General features: G+C 38.7%; 18 protein-coding genes and 3 pseudogenes. 8 read left to right on the top strand and 13 right to left on the bottom strand.

Going from position 1 to position 23,060, the window contains the following annotated elements; translation table 11 throughout:
• The first annotated feature begins 10 nt into the window (after positions 1 to 10).
• Together hslO and pckA are read left to right on the top strand one after the other, a co-directional pair.
• Positions 11 to 883 (top strand): Hsp33 family molecular chaperone HslO, encoded by an 873-nt coding sequence (gene hslO, locus AM629_RS10525; RefSeq protein ID WP_054478723.1) that lies wholly within the window; start codon positions 11 to 13, stop codon positions 881 to 883.
• A gap of 200 nt (positions 884 to 1,083) precedes the next feature.
• Positions 1,084 to 2,703: a phosphoenolpyruvate carboxykinase (ATP) gene (gene pckA, locus AM629_RS10530; protein ID WP_054478725.1), complete on the top strand. Its 1,620-nt coding sequence runs from the start codon at positions 1,084 to 1,086 to the stop codon at positions 2,701 to 2,703.
• 79 nt (positions 2,704 to 2,782) lie between these two features.
• Here pckA and AM629_RS22190 read toward each other — a convergent pair.
• Positions 2,783 to 2,917, bottom strand: a pseudogene (locus tag AM629_RS22190) (pirin family protein); the annotation flags it as partial.
• A gap of 683 nt (positions 2,918 to 3,600) precedes the next feature.
• Between AM629_RS22190 and AM629_RS24600 the strand changes: the two are divergent.
• From AM629_RS24600 to pulA, 3 genes are all read left to right on the top strand, one after another.
• A complete protein-coding gene (locus tag AM629_RS24600) occupies positions 3,601 to 3,936 on the top strand; it encodes a hypothetical protein (protein WP_054478727.1) in 336 nt (111 codons plus the stop codon).
• Between the two features lie 152 nt (positions 3,937 to 4,088).
• Positions 4,089 to 4,361 (top strand): hypothetical protein, encoded by a 273-nt coding sequence (locus tag AM629_RS25125; protein ID WP_338049382.1) that lies wholly within the window; start codon positions 4,089 to 4,091, stop codon positions 4,359 to 4,361.
• A gap of 316 nt (positions 4,362 to 4,677) precedes the next feature.
• Entirely contained in the window at positions 4,678 to 7,950 is a 3,273-nt protein-coding gene (pulA, locus tag AM629_RS10545; protein ID WP_072161869.1) for a pullulanase-type alpha-1,6-glucosidase, read from the top strand.
• A gap of 232 nt (positions 7,951 to 8,182) precedes the next feature.
• Here pulA and AM629_RS25255 read toward each other — a convergent pair whose 3' ends face one another.
• Both AM629_RS25255 and AM629_RS22200 read right to left on the bottom strand, forming a co-directional pair.
• Positions 8,183 to 8,413, bottom strand: a complete 231-nt coding sequence (locus tag AM629_RS25255; RefSeq protein WP_200905764.1) for a LysR substrate-binding domain-containing protein — start codon at positions 8,411 to 8,413, stop codon at positions 8,183 to 8,185.
• A gap of 164 nt (positions 8,414 to 8,577) precedes the next feature.
• A pseudogene (locus AM629_RS22200) lies at positions 8,578 to 8,860 on the bottom strand (type II toxin-antitoxin system HigB family toxin); the annotation flags it as partial.
• 171 nt (positions 8,861 to 9,031) lie between these two features.
• On the opposite strand from AM629_RS22200, the gene AM629_RS10555 reads away from it, so the two are divergent.
• Positions 9,032 to 9,214 carry a hypothetical protein gene (locus AM629_RS10555; RefSeq protein WP_054478732.1) on the top strand — a complete coding sequence of 61 codons (183 nt, stop codon included), beginning with the start codon at positions 9,032 to 9,034 and terminating at the stop codon, positions 9,212 to 9,214.
• Between the two features lie 51 nt (positions 9,215 to 9,265).
• The gene (gene cynS, locus AM629_RS10560; RefSeq protein ID WP_054478734.1) at positions 9,266 to 9,736 is read left to right on the top strand and encodes a cyanase; all 471 of its coding nucleotides are present in this window, start codon (positions 9,266 to 9,268) and stop codon (positions 9,734 to 9,736) included.
• Positions 9,737 to 9,836: 100 nt separating this feature from the next.
• Here the strand turns inward: cynS and AM629_RS10565 are convergent, their stop codons facing one another.
• The 4 genes and pseudogenes from AM629_RS10565 to AM629_RS10580 all read right to left on the bottom strand — a co-directional run bounded on the left by AM629_RS10565 (position 9,837) and on the right by AM629_RS10580 (position 14,467).
• The gene (locus AM629_RS10565) at positions 9,837 to 11,348 is read right to left on the bottom strand and encodes a flavin-containing monooxygenase (protein WP_054478736.1); all 1,512 of its coding nucleotides are present in this window, start codon (positions 11,346 to 11,348) and stop codon (positions 9,837 to 9,839) included.
• Positions 11,349 to 11,374: 26 nt separating this feature from the next.
• A complete protein-coding gene (locus AM629_RS10570; protein ID WP_054478738.1) occupies positions 11,375 to 12,250 on the bottom strand; it encodes an alpha/beta fold hydrolase in 876 nt (291 codons plus the stop codon).
• Positions 12,251 to 13,037: 787 nt separating this feature from the next.
• A pseudogene (locus AM629_RS10575) lies at positions 13,038 to 13,253 on the bottom strand (DJ-1/PfpI family protein); the annotation flags it as partial.
• 29 nt (positions 13,254 to 13,282) lie between these two features.
• Positions 13,283 to 14,467 (bottom strand): BaiN/RdsA family NAD(P)/FAD-dependent oxidoreductase, encoded by a 1,185-nt coding sequence (locus AM629_RS10580; protein ID WP_054478742.1) that lies wholly within the window; start codon positions 14,465 to 14,467, stop codon positions 13,283 to 13,285.
• A 300-nt stretch (positions 14,468 to 14,767) separates the two neighbouring features.
• Between AM629_RS10580 and pitA the strand changes: the two genes are divergently transcribed.
• The gene (pitA, locus tag AM629_RS10585; RefSeq protein WP_054478744.1) at positions 14,768 to 16,258 is read left to right on the top strand and encodes an inorganic phosphate transporter PitA; all 1,491 of its coding nucleotides are present in this window, start codon (positions 14,768 to 14,770) and stop codon (positions 16,256 to 16,258) included.
• Positions 16,259 to 16,311: 53 nt separating this feature from the next.
• Here pitA and uspB read toward each other — a convergent pair whose 3' ends face one another.
• From uspB to AM629_RS10615, 6 genes are all read right to left on the bottom strand, one after another.
• Entirely contained in the window at positions 16,312 to 16,647 is a 336-nt protein-coding gene (uspB, locus tag AM629_RS10590) for a universal stress protein UspB (protein ID WP_054478745.1), read from the bottom strand.
• A gap of 473 nt (positions 16,648 to 17,120) precedes the next feature.
• Positions 17,121 to 18,317 carry a hypothetical protein gene (locus tag AM629_RS10595; protein WP_152911997.1) on the bottom strand — a complete coding sequence of 399 codons (1,197 nt, stop codon included), beginning with the start codon at positions 18,315 to 18,317 and terminating at the stop codon, positions 17,121 to 17,123.
• Between the two features lie 40 nt (positions 18,318 to 18,357).
• Complete coding sequence (locus AM629_RS10600) at positions 18,358 to 20,118, bottom strand: alpha/beta hydrolase (protein WP_054478749.1); 1,761 nt, start codon at positions 20,116 to 20,118, stop codon at positions 18,358 to 18,360.
• Between the two features lie 3 nt (positions 20,119 to 20,121).
• Positions 20,122 to 20,703, bottom strand: coding sequence for an ATP-binding cassette domain-containing protein (locus tag AM629_RS10605; protein ID WP_054478751.1), 582 nt, complete (start codon positions 20,701 to 20,703; stop codon positions 20,122 to 20,124).
• Positions 20,704 to 21,238: 535 nt separating this feature from the next.
• A complete protein-coding gene (locus AM629_RS10610) occupies positions 21,239 to 22,129 on the bottom strand; it encodes a multinuclear nonheme iron-dependent oxidase (protein WP_054478754.1) in 891 nt (296 codons plus the stop codon).
• Positions 22,116 to 23,042, bottom strand: a complete 927-nt coding sequence (locus AM629_RS10615; protein WP_054478756.1) for a hypothetical protein — start codon at positions 23,040 to 23,042, stop codon at positions 22,116 to 22,118. The genes AM629_RS10610 and AM629_RS10615 overlap by 14 nt, the downstream gene beginning before the upstream one ends.
• Between the last annotated feature and the right edge of the window lie 18 nt (positions 23,043 to 23,060).

Consider the following 23,060-nt stretch of genomic DNA (forward strand, 5'->3'; position numbering starts at 1 on the left):
AGAGATATTTATGTCTAAACAAGACCAATTACACCGCTTTTTATTTGAGAATTATTCTGTACGTGGTGAGCTGGTTTTAGCCAGTGAAACTTACCAGCATATTCTGGAAGATCATGATTACCCGCAGTCAGTACAACAATTATTGGGAGAATTGTTAGTAGCAACCAGTTTATTAACTGCGACACTGAAATTTGATGGAGATATTACTGTTCAGATTCAGGGAGATGGGCCGGTGAAACTGGCCGTGATTAATGGTAATCACCAGCAACAGATGCGTGGTGTTGCTCGTATTGATGGATTAATTGCTGAAAACAGCGGCCTGAAGCAGATGGTTGGGACAGGTTATATGGTAATTACGATTACCCCAACGCATGGTGAGCGTTATCAAGGTGTGGTTGCTTTAGAAGGTGAAACTCTGGCGGACTGTCTGGATGATTATTTCAGACAGTCTGAGCAATTACTAACCCGTCTGTTTATCCGTACCGGTATTCAGGATGGAAGTATCGCTGCTGCGGGTATGTTATTACAGGTTCTGCCGACGGCGGGACAGGATAGTACAGAAGCATTTGATCATCTGGTGCAACTTACTGCTACCATTAAAGGTGAAGAACTTTTCTCACTGGAAGTTAAAGAGATTCTGCATCGTCTTTATCATGAAGAAGATGTGACATTATATGAGCCGCAATCGGTTGAATTTCGTTGCACTTGTTCCCGTCAACGTTGTGCTGACACGTTAGTGACACTTTCTGACGAAGATATTCATCATATTTTGCAGAAAGATGGCAACATTAACATGGGGTGTGAGTATTGTGGTACACACTATATTTTTGATGCTGATGATATCACTGCAATTAGGTCGGAAAAAAAGGGTCGATTACACTAATCTGTTTCAGCTTTTAGGGCGCGGGTTCGCGCCTTTCTGCCAATATCCATAATATTCAAAGTCTTCCTTTCGTGCATTTCGCCTCAAATTAACCTTAAAAAAATGATAGGTTTTCAATTTTTTGATAACAATCGCTGTTAATTAATCGTAATTATTTATTATTGCTCACAGAAAAAGTGTGACTACCCAGGAGCAATAACATGAGTGTTAAAGGCATTACCCCGCAGGAACTCGCGGGCTACGGAATCCATGATGTTAGCGAAGTTGTTTATAATCCAAGTTATGAGCTGTTATTTTCAGAAGAAACTGAACCTTCACTCGAAGGCTACGAAAGTGGCACTCTGACCAACCTGGGGGCTGTAGCTGTCGATACGGGGATCTTCACTGGTCGTTCTCCCAAAGATAAGTATATTGTTCGTGATGATGTAACCCGTGATACCGTATGGTGGTCTGATCAGGGGAAAGGCAAGAATGATAACAAGCCATTACATCAGGAAACATGGACACATCTAAAAGGGCTGGTCACTAAACAACTTTCAGGAAAACGTTTGTTTATTGTCGATGCTTTCTGTGGGGCGAATGCAGATACACGCCTGAAAGTCCGCTTTATTACTGAAGTTGCGTGGCAGGCTCACTTCGTTAAAAACATGTTTATCCGTCCATCAGATGAAGAACTGGCTGGATTCAAACCTGACTTTATTGTGATGAACGGTGCAAAATGCACTAACCCACAATGGAAAGAGCAGGGTTTGAACTCTGAGAACTTTGTTGCATTTAACCTGACAGAGCGTATGCAACTGATCGGGGGTACCTGGTACGGTGGCGAAATGAAAAAAGGGATGTTCTCAATGATGAACTACCTGTTGCCATTGAAAGGGATTGCTTCAATGCACTGTTCTGCCAATGTTGGAGAACAGGGGGATGTTGCTGTCTTCTTCGGCTTGTCCGGTACAGGTAAAACCACACTTTCTACTGATCCAAAACGTAAACTGATTGGTGACGACGAACACGGTTGGGATGATGACGGTGTATTTAACTTTGAAGGTGGTTGTTACGCAAAAACTATCAATCTGTCCAAAGAAGCGGAACCGGATATCTACAATGCGATTAAACGTGATGCATTGCTGGAAAATGTTACTGTACTGGCAGATGGCGCAGTTGATTTCAATGATGGTTCAAAAACCGAAAACACGCGTGTTTCTTATCCTATCCACCATATTGAAAACATTGTTAAGCCAATTTCCAAAGCGGGACATGCTACCAAAGTGATCTTTCTGACGGCTGACGCATTTGGTGTGTTACCTCCGGTATCCCGACTGACACCAGAGCAGACTCAATATCACTTCTTATCTGGCTTCACGGCAAAACTGGCAGGTACAGAACGTGGTGTGACTGAACCAACGCCAACATTCTCAGCATGTTTCGGTGCTGCATTTTTGACTCTGCATCCTACCCAATACGCAGAGGTATTAGTAAAACGTATGCAGGCCGCAGGAGCTAAAGCTTATTTGGTAAACACTGGCTGGAATGGGACGGGGAAACGAATCTCTATCAAAGATACCCGTGGGATCATTGATGCCATTTTGAGTGGTGATATTGAGGAAGCCGAGACTATCGAATTACCGATCTTCGAGCTGGCAGTTCCTACTGCATTGCCTGGTGTTGATACCAATATTCTTGATCCACGTAATACTTATGCAGATAAATCTCAGTGGGAAGAGAAGGCGAAAGACTTAGCACACCGTTTTGTGGATAACTTTGATAAATACACGGATACCCCGGCAGGGGAAGCTTTGGTAAAAGCAGGCCCTAAACTGTAATTGCAAATTTTTTAAACCTCATCCGTATGGGTGAGGTTTATTTGGGATTTATCCAATGCGCCTTATATCTCGCTCCTGAGTCACGAAGTGCGAAGGTGGGGGAGGATGTCAAAAAGTTGGCGTCATAGTAGTTGGCAAATGAGACGGTATGCCAACTATTTAACCATCCATGGTTATCATGACCGCGATCTGATGCTTTACGTAAATAGATCATATTCAGTTCTCCTCAATGTTTTTTTACAGTCTAATTGAGAGGAGAGAGCATAAAATCTTAAAAATTTAACCTTATAATTCAAATATTTTGAATCAATAATGATCGCATTGATCCAATAAAAAAAAGCCAGCACCCGGCTGGCTAAAGTAAACACTGGAAGCAATGTGAGCAATGTCGTGCCTTCATATGTCCCCTGAAGGTGGTTCATCTGAAAGCGATACGAATGATAATAATTATCACTATCGATTGTAAAGCGTTTTTTCTGATCAAATAGGAAATAATTATGGGGAATTTAATTAATTGATTGATAATATTGGTATTTTTTAGGATGAAATTTGTGAGTTTATTGAACGAGAATCATTTCATATAGTCTGTTCACTAAATAGCGTTCTAATTACCTTCAATTACTTAGCGGAAATCTCTATAAATACTCGCCTTTTCCCTATGTCAATGTTTTATCTTAGGTTAAAAAATGTGTAGGTAAAATGAACAAGGCTAACCCAGTACTGGAATCTGATAGCCATTTCCTTTATACCTGTTATCTTTCAAGTTGCCTCTTTGTTGGCTGCACTCACTCACCCCGGTCACATAGTTATCTATGCTCCCGGGGATTCGCTCCCTTGCCGTCGCGATGCATCTTGAAATCTATTGGGTATATATATTCTGATTACGTCTTTAACGTCATGAAAGATATCTTTTCAGGTAATCATAGGTGGCATTTTTTTGCGTGGATTATATTAACTGTCTTGACCGCTTTGGGAATGATTAATCATTCATTAAATCAAAATTATCAACAACAAACTGTTTCATTTAATATTCTTTATCGAGAATTGAGCGAAAAGCTTGCACAGCATGATGCCATTGTTTCGCTCATGGATGCGAATATCGGATTAAAGCAGTTACAGGAAAATTTTCCGCAAATTGTCGGATTACAAGAGATTCCTGTGTATGTATTAATTTTCCCTATGCTAAACTGCCATGGGGTTATATTACTTGTCTCAGTTTTTTATGGGCAGTAATTATCTATTTTATCTTTTTAATTCAGAAAAATAGAAGACTGAGAAAGGCTTCTGATTTACGGGCACATTTCTTTGAATTCACTCGCCTGAATACGATAGATGAAGTGGCAACAGGGATCGTTCATGAATTAAACCAGCCTTTGACAGCGATTATGAGTTATAACCAGAGTGCACTGCGACTAATGAAAAATCAGCAATATGATGAAATTATTGCAATATTGGATTCATCAGTTTTGCAAACTCAACGTATCGCGAATTTATTAACGCAATATCATGATAAACTGAAAACTGGTAGCTCTATTTTACAGCCTGTGAATATTCTCTCGATATTAATTACCTATTCTAATGGAAGGTTGGTTGATAATATACCCAATAGGTTTCAATTTGCAGCGCGGTGGCAAGTGAACGCATTCCCAGGAGCATAGATAACGATGTGACTGGGATAAGTGAAAGTAGCCAAAAAAGCAGTAACTTGAAGGATGAAGGGTATAACAGTGATTTACCCGAGTATATAATGTATGAAGTAATACATATAAATTCACACCAGTCTTATGTAATAAAAGATAATTACATTATTATCGTGCGCAATGTCACGAAAAAACAGCTCCCCCTGCGTTCTCCTCCCTCTTTGTATTAGGTGTAGGAGGATGTTGACCTGTCTGAGACATTATTTAATATTTCATTCTTATTTTATTAACAATAGTATCATCGATGATTTATTTCTATTAAAAAGGTCTGATTATGGTGGAGCATTTTTGGAAAAAGGCTTACCTAGCCCTATTAAGCAGTACATTTGTTTTACTACTGGCAAGCTGTGATAACAATAGTTCTTTACCCAAATCCCCGGAGGAGCCGATGGCGTATATTCCTAATAAGGTACCTAGTGAGGCTGCTATTGCTGGCAATTTTCAGGCAGTGATCCACTTGGTGGACATTGCTAAATTAGGTCAAAGTCCAACAACAAATCATGACTACAGCACTAACACACTTTATCTATGGAACGATAAAAGCTGTGACGCCTTAGATTCTCCCTCATTGAGCTGGGATGATATCAGTGCAACTCCTACAGGTAGCGATAGTTATGGGCCTTACTGGGTAGTACCCTTAACTAAGAACGAGGGTTGTATCAATGTTATTGTGCGTGATGGTAACAATAATAAATTGATCGACAATGATCTGAAAATTTCCTTCTCTGATTTTAGTAACCGTACCGTCTCTGTGATACCAGGTAATCATCAAATCTATGGCAGTCGTGCGGAAGCTTTTAATTCTGTGTTTGGCGTTTCTCAAGCTTCGGCACATTGGGTTGATAGCCGGACTCTATTATGGTCGGGCGGAGCAGATAAGCCTTATGTCCGCTTATATTACAACCGGAACGGTAAGGTAGAAGCGAATGACGAAGGAAACTTCACTGATGGCTATCTGATGTTAACACCGACAACTCTAAGCCAGAAAACGGCAGATCGATTCCCTCATTTGGCGAAGTTGACAGCATTCCACCTGCCAACGGACGTGGATGTTGATACGTTACTTACTGGCGATCTGGTGGCGTTGGCGACCAACAAAGAGGGCTTACTATTATCGGCTACTCAAGTACAAACGGCTGGCGTGTTGGACGACCGCTTTGCCAGCGCAGCGGACACACTGGAATATGGTGCATTAATCAACGATGCCGGTGTTACCTTCCGCTTGTGGGCGCCTACGGCTCAGCATGTTGGGTTGGTTATCTATGATGCAAATAAACAAGTTATCGCCAATCATACAATGAACCGTGATCCTGCTAGCGGCTCTTGGTCATGGCAAGGCGATAAAGATTTGATCGGGGCTTACTACCGCTACGCTTTAACGGTGTACCACCCACGTTCCCGCAACGTGGAGCATTATGTCGTTACCGATCCTTATTCACACAGTTTGTCTACGAATTCGGAATACAGTCAAGTTGTTAACCTGGATGACGAAGCGTTGAAACCACAGAACTGGGATAGCTTGATTATGCCGCGTTCGCAAAGTACACCGGCGGATATTGCGCGTATGACAATATACGAATCTCATGTCCGTGATCTCTCCATTGCAGACAGCACGGTACCGGAAGCTTGGCGTGGTAAATACCTGGCTTTGACAGCGAATAACAGCGATATGTTCAAACATCTCAAGGCGCTAAGTCAGGCTGGGGTTACTCATATGGAGCTATTACCTGTATTTGATGTGGCTTCCATTAATGAATTTAGCAACCAAGTGGCTGATCTTAATCACCCATTCAGTCGTTTATGTCAGGTCAATGCGGCGGTGAGGAACAGCCGTTTTACTGCTTACTGTAATGGCTTACAGACTGTGGGCGAAGTGTTGCAGGAGCTGAAGAGTGGTGACAGCGCTAATAACCCGCAGGTACAAGAGCTGAATGCAATGATTGCAGAAACCGACTCCTATAACTGGGGCTACGATCCGTTCCATTACTCGGCGCCGGAAGGTTCTTATGCCACTGATGCTGAAGGTTCAGTACGCATAAAAGAGTTTCGCGCTATGGTTCAAGCTATCAAGCAACAGCTGGGAATGAATGTAATCATGGATGTAGCGTACAACCACACCAATGCTGCGGGTCCAACAGACAGATCTTCCGTGTTGGATAAGGTCGTCCCTTGGTATTATCATCGTCTGAATGAAATTAGCGGTAATGTTGAATCCAACACTTGTTGTCACGATACAGCGCCAGAACACCGTATGTTCGCTAAGCTCATTGAAGACTCTTTGGTGACTTGGGTTAAGGATTATAAGATAGATGCATTTCGATTTGACCTCATGGGCTTCCATCCCAAGGCTCAGATGTTATCGGCGTTGGCAAAGGTACGAACGATTAACCCATCGGTCTACTTTTTGGGCGAAGGTTGGAACTCTGGGCAAGATGACCGTTTCGAGATTGCTTCACAGATTAATCTTAAAGGCACGGGGATTGGCACTTTCTCTGATCGACTGCGCGACGCGGTGCGAGGTGGCGGACCGTTCGATTCCGCTGCCAGTATTCGCATTAACCAAGGCGTGGGTAACGGTGCGGGCACACTACCGAACGAAATAACTGGGTTAAACGTTGATGAAGTACGTCATCTGGCGGATCTGGTACGTCTTGGTATGGCGGGTAATCTGGCTGATTTTGTGTTGATTGATAAAAATGGGGCGGTAAAAACCGGTAGAGAAATTGACTACAAAGGGGCTATAGCTGGTTATGCCGCTGATCCGATTGAAGTAATCAATTATGTCTCCAAGCACGATAACCAGACATTGTGGGATATCATCAGTTATAAAGCTTCACGTGAGGCGAATTTAGCGACACGGGTTCGTATGCAGGCGGTATCCCTCGCTACCACGTTCCTTGGGCAGGGATTGGCTTTTGCCCAACATGGATCGGAGCTACTGCGTTCAAAGTCTTTTACTCGTGATTCCTATAATGCCGGTGATTGGTTTAACCGTGTTAGCTACACCTATCAGGACAACAACTATGATGTTGGGATGCCGGGCCAAATCGGTGACGGCGAAAACTATGCATTGATTGAACAAGTGAAAAACGCAGTAGATAAGCCGGGGCAAACTGAGTTATTACAGATGACCGCTTTCTATCAGGAACTGGTGCGTTTACGTCAATTTTCACCCTTGATGGTTTTGGGGGATGGTGCATCAGTTAAGCAACGCATTGATTTTCGCAACGTCGGGCCGCATCAGCAACTTGGACTGTTAGTGATGACGATAGATGATGGTAATACCACTAATGATGACCGAGATTTACGGTTTGACGGTTTGGTGGTGATGATTAATGCTGCGTCGCAGCCGGCCACGGTGAGAGATCTTAACGTCAGGGGATTGAAGTTGAATGATATTCAGAGCGAACTGGGCAGTGTTTCTCTGGCGGCGGGTATCAGAATAGCTGAGGATGGTTCTGTCACTTTGCCGTCTTGGTCGGTGGCTGTGCTAGTTCTGCCGCAGGATGGCGTTCGTGGCATAGGTTTGCCAGTCCGTAGTAAGTAATACAGGCGTTTTCCATTGTTTGCATCGGGGCGGTTTGGACAAACCGCCCATTTTTACCTTGCAAGGGGACTCCAACCGCTTTTCTTGTTGATGATAATTGAGACACTATTTATCTTCCTTAATTATCTGTCTGCGCTAGCAGTTTTTGTTTTTCACTATTATGTTGCCGCTCTTCTTCACAAAATAGGTGACTTTAAAGGGAAGCCGCCAGATGAGATGTGTTTTCTATTTATCAGAAATCGTCACTTTCTTGGTGTACATCGAAACGGTGCGTGATTAGATTGGCGAATGCCTGACTCGCAGCGCTTCGATATGCACCACGGCGCCACAACAGTACGGCATTGCGTTGCGGTAACGTAGGTCGAATTGCAATGGAATAAAGCCCGGTCTGTTCGTGGGCTATGACATCAGGTAACAGAGTCGCGAGTCGCCCCCGACGGACAATTTCTACGATTGCACTGATGGAGTTGCCTCAATTGCAATGCGTGGTGTGATCCCCTGTTTCTGGAAGTACAAATCAATATGGCTTCGCGTTGCAAAGTCTTTACTTAGTTAATTTGTTATACCCTTCATCTTTCAAGCTGCTGCTTTGTTGGCTGCGTTCACTTACCCCAGTCACACAGTTATCTATGCTCCTGGGGAGGCGTTCTCTTGCCGCCGCGCTGCAACTTGAAATCTATTGGGTATATATTCTGCGTGAGTGGCTATATGCTTGACATACTAGGCGTTTATTAACGAAATTTATATAGGCAATCATTCGTAAGTTTTGCCCGTCTATGTCTATTACCCACCATTCGTCTCTGTACTTGAAATTATCAAGACTGGGGAACTGATTTCGTAATTCTACAGAGTTCTCAAAATCTTTTTCTTTTAACTGCTCATACGTTGCAATAATCGCATCCGCATCATTTGCCGTTTATAAGATGCAAACAACAAAAAACAAATACGTCGCCGCAGAATGACAATAAACTATTGGAAAATACTATAGAGATGATAGAAATTCGATCTTTGACGCTATAAATAAATTCGTTCATTCTTTATCCATCCGCTTTCTTACCGATCACGATGGAGTAGTGAAGACATGCAGGATATTATTGAAAGCTTTTTACAATTCCAGCACGAGGTATTTCCAAAGCGTTACGAGCTTTTCAAACGGCTTGCCACCAGCCAAAATCCACGTACTTTGTTTATCGCGTACTCCGAAGACGGTTTGGTTGGTCAATTTGTTTCTCTTGCGGACTATCCGCATGTTTCTGCAACGTAATCCGTGTTTTACCACGGTACTTGAATAGTTCATCAATCTAAAGGAATCATCATGACACAATCACAATATTCCCAAATGCCCCGCCAGATCCTTACCGATGCTATCATCGACGCTAAGACACGCAAAAATTTGACGTTTGAGGATATTGCCCAAGGAACTGGCCTAAGTCTCGTATTCGTCACTGCTGCACTGCTTGGTCAGCACCCATTGCCTGAAAGTGCCGCGAAGATTGTGGTTGAGCGACTTGAACTTGGCGAAAACGCTCTCCGTCTGCTGCAAACTATCCCTGTGCGTGGCAGTATCCCCGGTGGTATACCAACTGATCCGACTATTTACCGATTCTATGAAATGGTGCAAGTTTATGGTTCAACGCTGAAGGCGTTGGTTCATGAGGAGTTTGGTGATGGCATTATCAGTGCGATTGATTTCAAACTTGATATCAAAAAGGTCGATGACCCTAATGGCGGCTCGCGGGCTGTAATTACACTAGATGGAAAATATTTACCGACCAAACCGTTCTAAAGCGATTAATTAATATTGGCAAAGGACTAAGTTCGAGGGGAAAAGTCCTTTGCCAATTCAATAATGAATATCCGAGCTCATGGCTTTTGGTGTTTATTGGTTATGTTGTAATGTGATGTATATAGGGAGCAGGATCAAAATTGCTATTACGTTTCCTGAACGTATGAGCAAAATCCGGCCATACCAGTGTCAGACGCTTACTTCGGGGATCAAGGTACCAGTTTGTACAGCTACCGCTAACCCATATCGTATCTTTAATCTGATTTTGTAATTCAGTTACATAACGCTCCTGAGCTTCGGCAGAAACTTCAAGGACATAGTTGCTATTTTGCCTGCTGTATTCAATAGCGCCAAGAATGTATTCTATTTGAGATTCAATTATGTAGATAATTGAGTTATGGGTAAGCGTCGCATTTGGCCCGTTGATAATAAATAGATTTGGGAAATTTGTAACTGCGGTTGATGCAAAAGCTTTCATACCTTGGGTCCAGTGATCTGCGAGGCTAAAGCCATCACGACCATGAACCAGATGGGTATAAGCCGGCTGGGTGGCTTGAAAACCAGTACAGAAGATAAGTACATCAAGTGGATAACTGTTGCCAGACACTGAGATTGCATTTTGTCCATCAACTTGCTTTAAGGCTGATGTTTCGAGTTGAACGTTATCTCGGAGAAAGGCAGGGTAATAATTGTTTGCGGACAGGATTCTTTTACAACCAGGTTCGTAATTGGGGGTGAGTTTTATGCGTAATTCTGGATCGGAGATTTGCTGTTTAAGATGATTGAAAGTTATACGTTTTAATTCTGCCAAATATTGCGGAATAGAACGGCAAGCGGGATACAGAGATTCAAAGTGCCAGAATATATCTGAACGAAGACTAGAAATAGACTCTGGATCGCGTCGGAACAACTGCTTTTCAGCCTCTGAATAACGTCGGTCAGGACGCGGTAGGACGTAGGGGGCGCTGCGCTGGAAAATAACGAGTTCAGAGACATTGTTAGCCACTTCAGGAATTACTTGTGCTGCTGAAGCACCCGATCCAATAATACCCACGCGTTTACCTTGAAGAGGGATGTGATGTTTCCAACGGGCTGAATGGAAAACGTCCCCAGTAAAGCTGTTCAGTCCTTCAATCTGTGGAATATTTTCATCTGTTAAATGCCCGGTGCCTGCGACTAAGAAGCGGCCACTGAAAACCCCTGTGGTTGTGACAATTACCCAGCGTTCTTCTTGGTTATCCCAGTAAGCTTTTTTAACGTTGGCGCCCAAACGGATATGGGGCCATAACCCTTCATCTCTGGCTGTAGCTTGAAGATAGGCAAGTATTTCATGTCCCGGTGAAAAAACATGAGACCAGTCAGGGTTGGGACGAAATGAGAAAGAATAAAGATGTGAAGGGATATCACAGGCTATGCCGGGGTAAGTATTAGCGCGCCAGGTGCCTCCGACATCATTGGCACGTTCGAGAATAAGAAAACTGTGCTGAGATCTGCGCTTAAGCCGGGTTCCCATACCAAGGCCAGCAAAGCCTGCGCCGATGATAATAATTTCTACATCAGTGGCCCGCGATATATCTGTTTGTCGATTATGGTCTGGTGTACTTTTATTCATCATAGTTCTCCAGAGGGTAAGAGAGATTATGGCTGATCTGTAGGGATAATAGTTCCGGCAGGATAAAACGAAGGGGCCGTACAGAACTGGTCAATAACCTGCACTAACTGGAAAGGGCGTTCATAAATGACTGCGTGCCCACACTCTATCTCTGTATAACGTGCATCCTGAATTGCACCAAAAAGTGCTTTGCTATGGTAAGTAGGAATGATGTGATCATATTTGCAACCAATAATCAGAGTCGTGGCTTTTATGGCAGGAACCAGTTGGGTGATATCAACTTGGGCATCAAGAGTTATTTGCAATGCATCAAATTCCCCCGGATGGGTATTTTCAAATCCGTGTGCAATTTGGTCTGGAAGCATGTTCACATGACAGGGACCTCTGAACGCGCAATACATCATAAAGTCGGTAATAGCGGGTGACTGGATTGCATATAACTGATGCCAGACAGCAGCAAATCGTTTTAGCTGTAAATCTGATTGCATCCATCCTGCGATCAGAACTAAATTACGAACCAGATCCGGACGTTTAGCGGCAACAGCAGCAACAACGGCTGCACCCAAAGAATAACCAATCAGTGTGACAGATTCTCCTGATGCCGCTGCTTCAATAACGGCTTCGACCTGCTTTCCAAGGTGTTCAAGAGTCAGCGTTTCGTCTGCGTTTACTGGTTGAGTAAAATCCAGTGATATAACCCAGTGTTCTGCAGCAAGTAATTGAAACAGAGAACTGAAATGTATTTGTGTACTTCCACCAGTACCATGCACTAAGACCACCGGATTTTTCTTTTCATTATCCTTAATTGGCTCTAGGGGTTTAGAGGTAAAAAACTTTACATCTTTTCCATCTACTTTTATAACACTTTCATTGGCATTGAATTTTTGTTCGGATCTATTCATAGTAGTTAAACACTCCTGATATTCCCGTCATCTTTCAAGTTGCTGTTTTGTTGGTCGCTTTCTCTTGCCGCTGCGCTGCAATTTGAAATCTATTGGGTATAAATAATTAAGTCATTGTCTTATCATTGCTTAATTAAATTAATAACTAATGATAGAGTTATTGTCAAATTATAAAATTAAAATAGTATCGTGATTGAATATTATTATTATAAAGTTCAATATTAGGACTTGTTTATTGTATTTTATACCTGTTATCTTTCAAGTTGCCTCTTTGTTGGCTGCACTCACTCACCCCAGTCACATAGTTATCTATGCTCCCGGGGATTCGCTCCCTTGCCGTCGCGATGCATCTTGAAATCTATTGGGTATAGAGGTGATTGAAAATAAAATCATGAACTGCTAATAAATCTGAAAAAATTATGATGATTGTCGTTTGTTAAGTAGTTTAAAGGAACAAGGGGTATCGACCAACTATTTAATTAAAGGGCAAATGCACAGAATTATTTACAGGGTCTTTCATTTTCATACCATATCATTTTCATACCATAGTAATTACATTGAATATAGTCTTTATTTTTCCTGTTTGATTTGTTTTTTGTTGAATAATTTAATTTTCTTATTGTTTTTACTTTATTGGGTAATAATTCACATAATTAAGTATAGACGGCGCAATTTAAGCTTCATTATTTTCCGCGATTCCGGCTCAGGGTCCTATGTCTGGCCCTCAGTTTTCTTCATTTGTACCGGTCTGCTGTGTTTGTATGAATATTTTTCTGTAAACAGAGGGGGTCACCCCCGCAGCCGTTCTCAGAGAACCGTCAGCCATGTAGGGCACATCTGGTTCAACAGTGATTTCGGGAAAACGCATTGCGAGCAGTTCGGCACATGCCCAGTGGGTTGTCACCCGACGCTGCTTCAGCAGTCCGGTCTGTGCCAACAGCAGGGCACCAGTACAGATGGGACGAATCACTCCACACGGTTTAAAGTGCAAGATAGATACTATGTCCCTGTACTAAACAAGCATCGAGATTGTCACAACGCCTGCGCACATGCCCAGGCGGAACTCCATGCCCATTGAAAATTGTAGCCACCAAGCCAGCCAGTGACGTCTACCACTTCACCAATAAAATAGAGTCCTTTTACTTGATTAGCCTCCATCGTTTTAGATGAAAGCTGGTGAGTATCAATGCCGCCCATTGTCACTTCGGCGGTGCGATAACCTTCAGTGCTGTTGGGTTGCACTTGCCATGATTGAAGGTTGGTTACTAGCTGCCTTTGCTGAGCTGAGTTAAGTTGTTTAAGCGAGATATCCGGGAGCTGGCTGAGCGTTTGCAGGCATTCTGTTAGCCGCTTCGGTAATAATTTTGCCAAAGAATTTTTTACACTTTGATTTGGGTGAGAACTTTGTTCTTGTTCTAGAAAAGTTGCCAAATCAATATCTGGAAGTAAGTTAATACTCACAAACTCTCCGGGCTGCCAGTAACTGGAAATTTGTAAAATTGCCGGGCCAGAAAGCCCTCGGTGGGTAAACAGGATATTTTCTTTGAACAGAGTGCCATCTTCTGCGGTGACAATAGCGGGAACAGATACACCGGAAAGCACATGGAGTTGTTCTAGTAGTGGCTTATGCAGAGTAAAAGGGACGAGAGCGGCGCGGGTTGGTAAGATTTTCAGACCAAACTGCTCTGCAATCTGATAACCAAAAGGGGTAGCGCCAAGCCCTGGCATAGATAATCCACCGGAAGCAATGACGAGTGAGCGGGTACTTACTTCTTTTCCATTAACGGTGATAACGAAATCCTGCTCCTTTTTTTCTACGTGGCTGACGTCACTGCGCAGACGGATAGTGACTTGACCGGCTTCACACTCTTTTAGCAACATATCAACTATCTGTTGGGCAGAATCATCACAAAAAAGCTGCCCCAAGGTTTTTTCGTGGTAGGCAATACCATGACGCTGAACCAGTTCGATAAAATCCCATTGTGTATAGCGGGCCAGTGCAGACTTACAGAAATGAGGATTAGCAGAAAGATAAGCCGATGGTTCTGTATACATATTAGTGAAGTTACAACGCCCACCACCGGACATCAAAATTTTACGTCCGGCTTTTTTACCGTTGTCCAGAACCAGCACCCGTAAACCGAGTTGCCCGGCCTGAGCTGCGCAAAACAGACCAGCTGCACCGGCGCCAATAATAATTGCATCAAATCTTTCCACTATTTTTCTCTTTATAACTGAATAATTTAGTGGGGAATTTCCCCTAACATGTTGCATTTTTGATAAATTTACAGAGAAAAAGCTCCATATAACCTGAATTTGTCAGGTAAACTTTTTTTTTGTCTTAAAATTGTCAATTTTTCAAAATATATATAAGTGTATGATATATAAAATATATTCCTATTTCTTATTGTTGTCTGGTTGTCATGAAATCAAAAAAAGTTCATATTTCACTTTCCCCGCTAGCATTTGTCACTGATAATGCGCCGCGTTCATGTCCAACTAACTGGCTTAACGTTTATGCTACATCTTTTTACTGGCCTGGATTTTCACACCAGCCTCATGTTAGTACTGGCACTGCTGTTTGTGCTGTTTTATGAAGCCATTAATGGCTTTCATGATACCGCGAATGCGGTAGCAACAGTTATTTATACCCGTGCTATGCGAGCACAGTTTGCTGTCGTCATGGCTGGGGTATTTAACTTTTTCGGTGTTCTTCTTGGTGGATTAAGTGTCGCCTACGCGATTGTACATTTACTCCCTACCGATCTTCTCCTCAATGTCAGTTCAGCTCATGGTCTTGCTATGGTGTTTTCCATGTTGCTGGCTGCGATTGTCTGGAACCTTGGTACTTGGTATTTCGGTTTACCTGCTTCCAGCTCTCATACCCTGATTGGTTCCATCATTGGTATTGGTTTGACTAATGCCATTGTGACCAGCTCTTCTGTGGTTGATGCGTTGAATGTGCCGAAGATGATACAGATTTTCCTGTCGCTGATCCTCTCTCCTTTAATTGGATTGATTATCGCTGGGGCAATGGTATTTCTGCTGCGTCATTATTGGAGTGGAACCAAGAAACGCAAACGTATTCATCTGACGCCTGCTGAACGCGAAAAGAAAGATGGTAAGCGTAAGCCACCTTTCTGGACGCGCACTGCGCTAATTCTGTCTGCGGTGGGAGTAAGCTTCTCACATGGGGCGAATGATGGTCAGAAAGGTATTGGTTTGATTATGCTGGTGTTGATTGGCGTCGCTCCGGCGGGATTTGTCGTAAACATGAATGCTAATGGTTATGACATTGCCCGTACTTACGATGCTGTTACTCACCTGCAACAATATTATCAGCAGCATGGCACCGCGTTATCTCATGCCATTGAGCTGACGCCATCGGTAGCTGTTGTTAAGAATGAACCGGAAGGGAGATTCCATTGTGATAGCACCCGTGCCGTAGTTGTTCTTAATCATACAGAAAGCATATTGAAGGGCATTCAGAGTTACAGTGAGCTGAATCCTGAACAGCGTAACAATATGCGCCGTATGTTGATGTGTATTGCTGATACTGCGGAATCTGTGGCTAAACTGCCGGAAACCAGTGGTGAAGATGCTCGTTTCCTGAATAAACTGCGTAAAGACTTATTGCATACTGTTGAGTATGCACCGGTCTGGATCATCATTGCGGTAGCACTGGCTCTGTCTCTGGGCACTTTGGTTGGCTGGAAACGTGTTGCGGTGACTATTGGTGAGAAGATTGGTAAGAAAGGCATGACCTACGCGCAGGGTGTTTCAGCTCAGATGACAGCGGCTGTTTCAATCGGTGTTGCGAGTTATACCGGGATGCCGGTTTCTACTACACAGGTATTGTCTTCTGCGGTTGCAGGTACGATGTTGGTTGATGGTGGTGGTGTTCAGGGTAAAACAATCAAGAACATCATGTTGGCCTGGATACTGACATTGCCAGTTTCAATCGCGCTGTCCGGTACTCTCTACTGGTTCGCTTTGAAATTGATTTAATTGTTCAACGGATAATTGAAAGGCGGTATGGGTTAACTACACCGCCTTTTGTTTTAGTACCAAATCAACATAGAAATAAGGCAAACAATAACTAACCCACTCAGTGCACTTGTCAGAATAAATTGCTTCCTCAGCCTTTCACAGCGAAGAACCACTTCTGGATCATGATGGTCAAGATAACGTTGTGAATTGATATAGCGCACTAACCGAATCTGCTTATTGAGCTGTCCATGAGTAGTAAAAAAACCGTTACCGTCTACTGATTGGTAAAGCAAGGGATCGGACTGGCGAAGAATAGACAGCAATGCCCGCAGCGAAGAGAAGTAGCGCATCATATTCATAATGCAGACAAGACACAGCGCCCAAAACAGCGCAATTGTACTGAACATAATCCCCTCCTTAGAATGGTTAGCCAAAGCTGTCACAAAAGGAAAAAATCAAAATTGCAGGCGGCGACGTCTTATATTTATTGTAGGAAAGATAGTCAGATAGTACAAAAAAACCTTCTTTGGAGCAAAGTTATTGTCTTTCTTTAGAGTGGCGGTTAAGTCGTGGTGATTGTAGTAATAGTCAGAAGCTTTAAGCCTTTCAAGTGATGGCCTGCTGGTAGTGAGCGTGGAAAGGGCAATCCATCCTCTAGGCTTTCTGAGCAGGACTCTGGACATCAGGGAAAATTCGATTGTATTTGTGATAATATGCATTTGAATAGGATTGAAGGGCTTATCAGAAGTGACTCCTGTCAGAATCACACGGTTAGAGTTGAAACATTTATGAACATTTTTTGGTGGAAGTGGAGAAGCATAATTATTCCATCAAATACGCCTGAAGAAAGATTATTAACATAATCCACAATAAAGAAAAATTAATTCACTAAGACTTGGTGTATAAGGAAAACATATAGCGACCAAGAAAATACATTTGTTATGACTAAGTATTTTTTCACAGAATTGATCCTGTCTATAATAAAAACAAAAAATAATGACAACAAAAATAGACAAAGAGAATGATGGATATTTATTAAAGACAAAAATATACTTACAGGGACAAAAAAAACAAACATTAAAATAGTAAGCCAGAAAATTCTAGTTAGATATAAATATTGATTAGTGATACCAATTGAGGTTAGGTAAAGGAAAAAGTCTTTCATTATTACATCAAAATATGATGCAGAGCTTATTATATTAAGAGAAAGCATCAGATAAGAAAGAACAATAAGATATGTAAATTCATTGAAAGAAATATATTTTTCATTAAAGAAAAGAACAATTATAATTGAAAAAAAAGATATTAAGAGTTTAGCTATTAATCTAAATGAATAATCAGGACTAAATATGAATTTTAATAATATAAAGGTGATGTTTTTAAAGAAAGAAGAGTTTTTTATAGAGTGTGTTTTTTTGTCTTTTTTAAGAATAGAGAAATTTATCCTGAAATTATCCGATAAATATAAAGATGAAAAAATTAAAAATAAACAAAGAAATAATAAGGGGTAATAATTATATAACAATAAAGGTATAGATAAGGATATAATAAATAAAATAAATCCCATTAATATAGACTTTAAGAATAAAATTTGCAATGAAACTAATAAAAGCAAAATTGCGATAATTAATACATTAGTTTCTATTGAAGAAGATAATGATTCATTAGTGTAATCTCTGAAAAAAAGGCTAGAAAGGAAAGGTAATAACAAAGGAATATCAATTATAAGATATGTAATATAATCAACTAATCTACGCGCATTTCTCTTTAAAGGCAAAGTTTTTAAAAATAGATCGCTGTCATTACTCATTATAGATTTTTTTTGCGCTCCTATCCAAAACACAAAAATACCTACAATTAATGACCAATAAATAAGGGAGTTATATAATTCCCTCATTGAAAGAAATGACATTATTGGTATTGATAACAATCTCATTTGTGAAATAAATGGGACTGCCATAGGAGAAATCATTAACAATATAAGTAAAAAAAATAACACTCTTTTCTTTAATAAATTAAATGTATTATTAATATAATACATTATTCTCCATGATATAATTTTATATATACTAAACATCTGTTTCACCTCAACTTTATCGTAAAAAAATGCAACGCGGTTATTGTTTAATATTATCAACAAAATCTAATATTTCACGACGACATATATTCCATGAGTTCCCAAAATTAAATATATGACCTTCGTTCTCAATGGTAACTAATTTTCTATTTTGGTGACCAATAGTAAATTTAACTGATTGTTCCCAAGGCGCTACTTCATCTTCTCGTCCATGCAATATTAGCATATCAGTTGTTATTTTTTCTGAAAAAGAATCAGCATTGATATTACTATTTGATGAATGAATATTTAAAATATTTAGATCATATACTGGATTAATTAAAAAAGAAGCTGTGACTTTTTTATAATTCAGATACTCTAAAATAGATAAAGCCCCTAAACTGCCGGATAAAATAAATATTCTGCTAAATCCAGACTCTTGGATATGTTTAATAAATTCATGAAGGTAATTAATTAAAAATTCTTGGTTACTTGGAGTAACAGATTCCCTATAGTATTTTCCTTTTCCCATAGCACCTATTGTATTAAATAAAAATGGCGTCATTTCATATTCATTAAAAGATTGTTGTAATCTTAGTAGAGATTCTTGAAAATAATTATCTTGTGTATTATTTGTTAAATATTTATGCATTCCAGGATAATATATTAAAGCGTTATTGTTTCTTGCTACACTGGGGGGTAAAGATTTTTTGTTTATATGGAAATTGCAATGATTTTTTTTATCTGACTGAATTGAGAAGATCTTTTTATCAGTATTATATGATTCAAAAATATATCCAAGTGGGGTTCTTGTCGAGAATTTTACGCCAATATTTCTATGTATTAATTCAACAAAAAACTCATTTCCATTATATTTAACATGATATAAGTTTCGCGCAGATAGTTTTTTTGAGCTATCAAGTGCTGTATAATATATATCTTCATTGGAAACTGAAAAACAATAAGATAATACGTCTTGTTTGGGTAATGAGATTTTATTTATTTTATTGTTATTAAAGTTATAACAGATTAAACTAATGTCCTCATCTATTTCAGTTATTAAAAGCAATATTCTATTGTCAAATCTTTTAGGATGTGAACCTTTAAATCCAAGATGTATAAAAGGAGGGAATTTTTTGATTTTAATATTATTATGATTTTCTCTATTGATCTCAATTATAGATAAGGAGTTTATATGACCAACATGGAATTTAGGTTCAATAAAAATATAGATATACTGATTAGTAACTTGAATGTCAATTTTTTGTTCATTTAAATTGAATTTAATATCGAAGGAAAATTCTCTAATAATCTCAAGTTGTTGGTTAATTTCTTTGAAGTTTAAAAAGGAGCTATTTATAACTTCACACATGATTATGCTGTCATTGAAGTAAGTCATACAATCAACATTTGAAAAAAGAGTTCTATAGGTTTCATATTTTGGTTCAATTGAAATATATAATTTTCGGCCTGCATGAATAAAGATATTGTTTTTATTATCAGTTACCAGTTTTTTAACATTCCTCAGTTTAATATTTTTTATAGATTGGATGTTATTTTTATTAATAATGATTATGTTACTATTGCTATAAATAAGATAAGATGAATGAGTAACGAAAGCATTGTTGAAAGAAATTTTTTCTGAGCTGTATAAAAATTTTGTTTTATTATCTTCAATTGAAAACCATTCTTGAAGTGTTTTTCCGTTTTTATATATAATCCATGATAATAAAGTTTCTCCTTGAATGGTTTTTAGAAAAGACACATATGGTGCACAGAATAGGTTATTTTCTGAAGAGGCGTTCTTTATTGGTTTGTTCATAATTTATCTCTTGAAGTAGGTTATAGAGATAGTATTTGGATCAATAATATTATTGAATTTCAAATCATGAGAGGCAAAGATAATTAAATTACGATCTTTAATTTTCATAAGAATTGAAATAAGATATTTAATTGAATCTTGATCTAATCCATTAGTGGGTTCGTCCAACACGAGAAGAATATCTAAATACATGAGAGCTGTTACCAACATAAATTTCTTAGCGGTACCTAATGACATGTCAGAAAACCTAACATTCATAAATTCACGTAATTTGAAGCCGTTGATTAGATCATTTTTTGTTTGAGGAGAGCAAGGTTGCAATGATTCAATTAAATTTATATACTCATATCCTTTAATAAAACCATATATAGGACATTTTTCAGGGACATATAATTTTTTTTCTTTATAGATAATCTTACCAGAATCAGGTTTAATTATACCCGCTAAGATACTTAAGAGAGTTGATTTGCCAGATCCATTAATACCATCAATACGGACTAAACCATTTGATGGAAATTTGTAACTAGCATTGCTAATTATTTTATTATTACTAAAGCTCTTATTAATATTAATTATTTCAATCATCTTCATAATCACCTGATAATATAAAATCAATATTTTCTTGATACGACTAAACGTGACAATACATTAGATGTGTAAATCATTTAAAAGTTCAATTTAATTTTGGAGTTGTAAAAGAATACAAAGAAATGGATTAAAAATATCATTAACTATTTCATAATGTCAGTATATACCCAATGGATTTCAAGATGGATCGCGGCGGCAAGGGAGCGAATCCCCGGGAGCATAGATAACTATGTCGTAGAGAACTATGTGACCGGGGTGAGTGAGTGCAGCCAACAAAGAAGCAACTTGAAAGATAACGGGCATAACATTTAATTCAATATACTTAAGGTTATAAGGTTTAATTGCAATTTATTTATTGTTTTTTGCTGATGAATTCTAAACAGTGGATCTATCATTTATTAACAAAAAATACTACTCAATATTATGATATTCATCCACCTCTTGCCTGTGGGAATATCAAAGATGATTCACATAGATAAATATCTAACTTATATAGTATTACGTAAAGGTATATAAAATTGATGTTTAAAGTTTATATTCTACACTCCCATGAAGCGTTGTTATTAAGATCAAGATAATATGGACTAGAGGATAAAATATTTTTAGCCTTTTCTAAAGTGAATAAAATATCCTTCATATCAAAATTAGCGTCTCGTTCTAAAACTATTCCATTCGGGGTGATTTCTGAACAGGTGAATTCTAAAAGTTCCCATACTGGTTGAGAGATACTATGGGCGTGACTATCTATATAGAGGCCGTCACGTAGAAAACCGCCAGCAATATGTATTTCATAAACATATGATAAATCAATTTCACTTAAAAATTGATAGGGATCAAAATTATGATTTTTGGAATTCAAATAGAGGTTATTAAGATCTAATAATAATCCACAACTTGTTTCGTTTAGTATATTATTGATGAATTCGGATTCTGTGAACTCGTCATCACCCATGTTAAAGTAATATGTTATATTTTCTATCAGAAAAGGCAAATTTGTTTTTCTTTTTATATATTTTATTTTTTCTACAATTAAATCTAAATTCTTCTTGTTACGTCGTATAGGTAAAAGTTGATTAGCATCAATATCAGATATTTTTATGTATGATAAATGGTCACTGAACCAATAAGGTTTCCATTTGTTAATACAATTTATGGTGTTTTCTATATAACTTTCATCAAGTGCTTCAGCTGAACCTAATGAAGTTTTTAGACTATGAAAAACACATGGTTTTATTTTCAATAAGTTAGCCATAGCATCAGGAATAGTATTAGTCACGAAAAATAAATTTGTTATTATTTCTATAAAATCGAAAGAGTTTAAATTTAATAATAAATCGTTCATAATTTCATGGCGGAAGTTAATGCCGACACCGGAGGGTAATTTGTCAGACATTTTTCTTATCATAATATCATTTAAAATCATTATTAATCACCCCGTATATTTTTAATTTGTTTATTAAATGGATTGTATTATTGTGTTCTTTATGAAATTCTAATTCTTTCATAATATCATTAATAAATGGAAGATTAAAAAAATATTTACTTGAATTTTCAATGAAAATAGATGTTTTATTATCTATTCTTAATGTATGGACTTTTTTATTTTTCCATGATTTATAAATTAGTATTTTAACCTCACTGCAATGCTCATCATCATAGGAATTATGTTTAATTTCCTCTGTTTTATTATTTCTCAAATCATGTATTTTTCTTATAATATGGGGAGGTAAGTTTATAATAATAGGTTGGGATAAATAAAGTAAATTATACTGATTGTTTTTTTCTCCTTTACATATGGAATTTAACTCATTATCTATTAGCCCTAAAGATACATGTAATATGTTTTTTTCATATTCAAATATATTTTTACAATCAATATTTAAAAGACTCCATAATTCAGTTTCATGAGGCATTGATAATAAAAGATCAAACGCGTACTGAGCTGTGTTGTTTCTGTATTCTTTTTTTTGTTTTCTATAATGAATCCAAAATTCATTTAATAGAGAATTTTTTAATTTCATATTTAATAATGGTATATAGCGTTTAACGTTATTTAGCAATCTTTCATCTAATATATTGCTGATAATCAACATATTCTTATGGTTTTTATTTATTATATCTTCGACTTCTTTTTTAATATTTTTGTCAGGAAAATCATTTATGGCTTCAAAACTTCCTCCTTTTATAATGTCCATTAATCTATATGGATTTGTAATAATTATCCCTAAAGCTTTTTGAACTTCCTTGTCATGATAAAAATCACTAGCGTTCATAATTCTATACCCTTCATCTTTCAAGCTGCTGATTTGTTGGCTGCGTTCATTTACCCCAGTCACATCGTTATCTATGCTCCC

Origin of the sequence: Photorhabdus heterorhabditis (assembly GCF_001280945.1) — a bacterium.
GTDB classification, from domain to species: Bacteria; Pseudomonadota; Gammaproteobacteria; order Enterobacterales; family Enterobacteriaceae; genus Photorhabdus; species Photorhabdus heterorhabditis.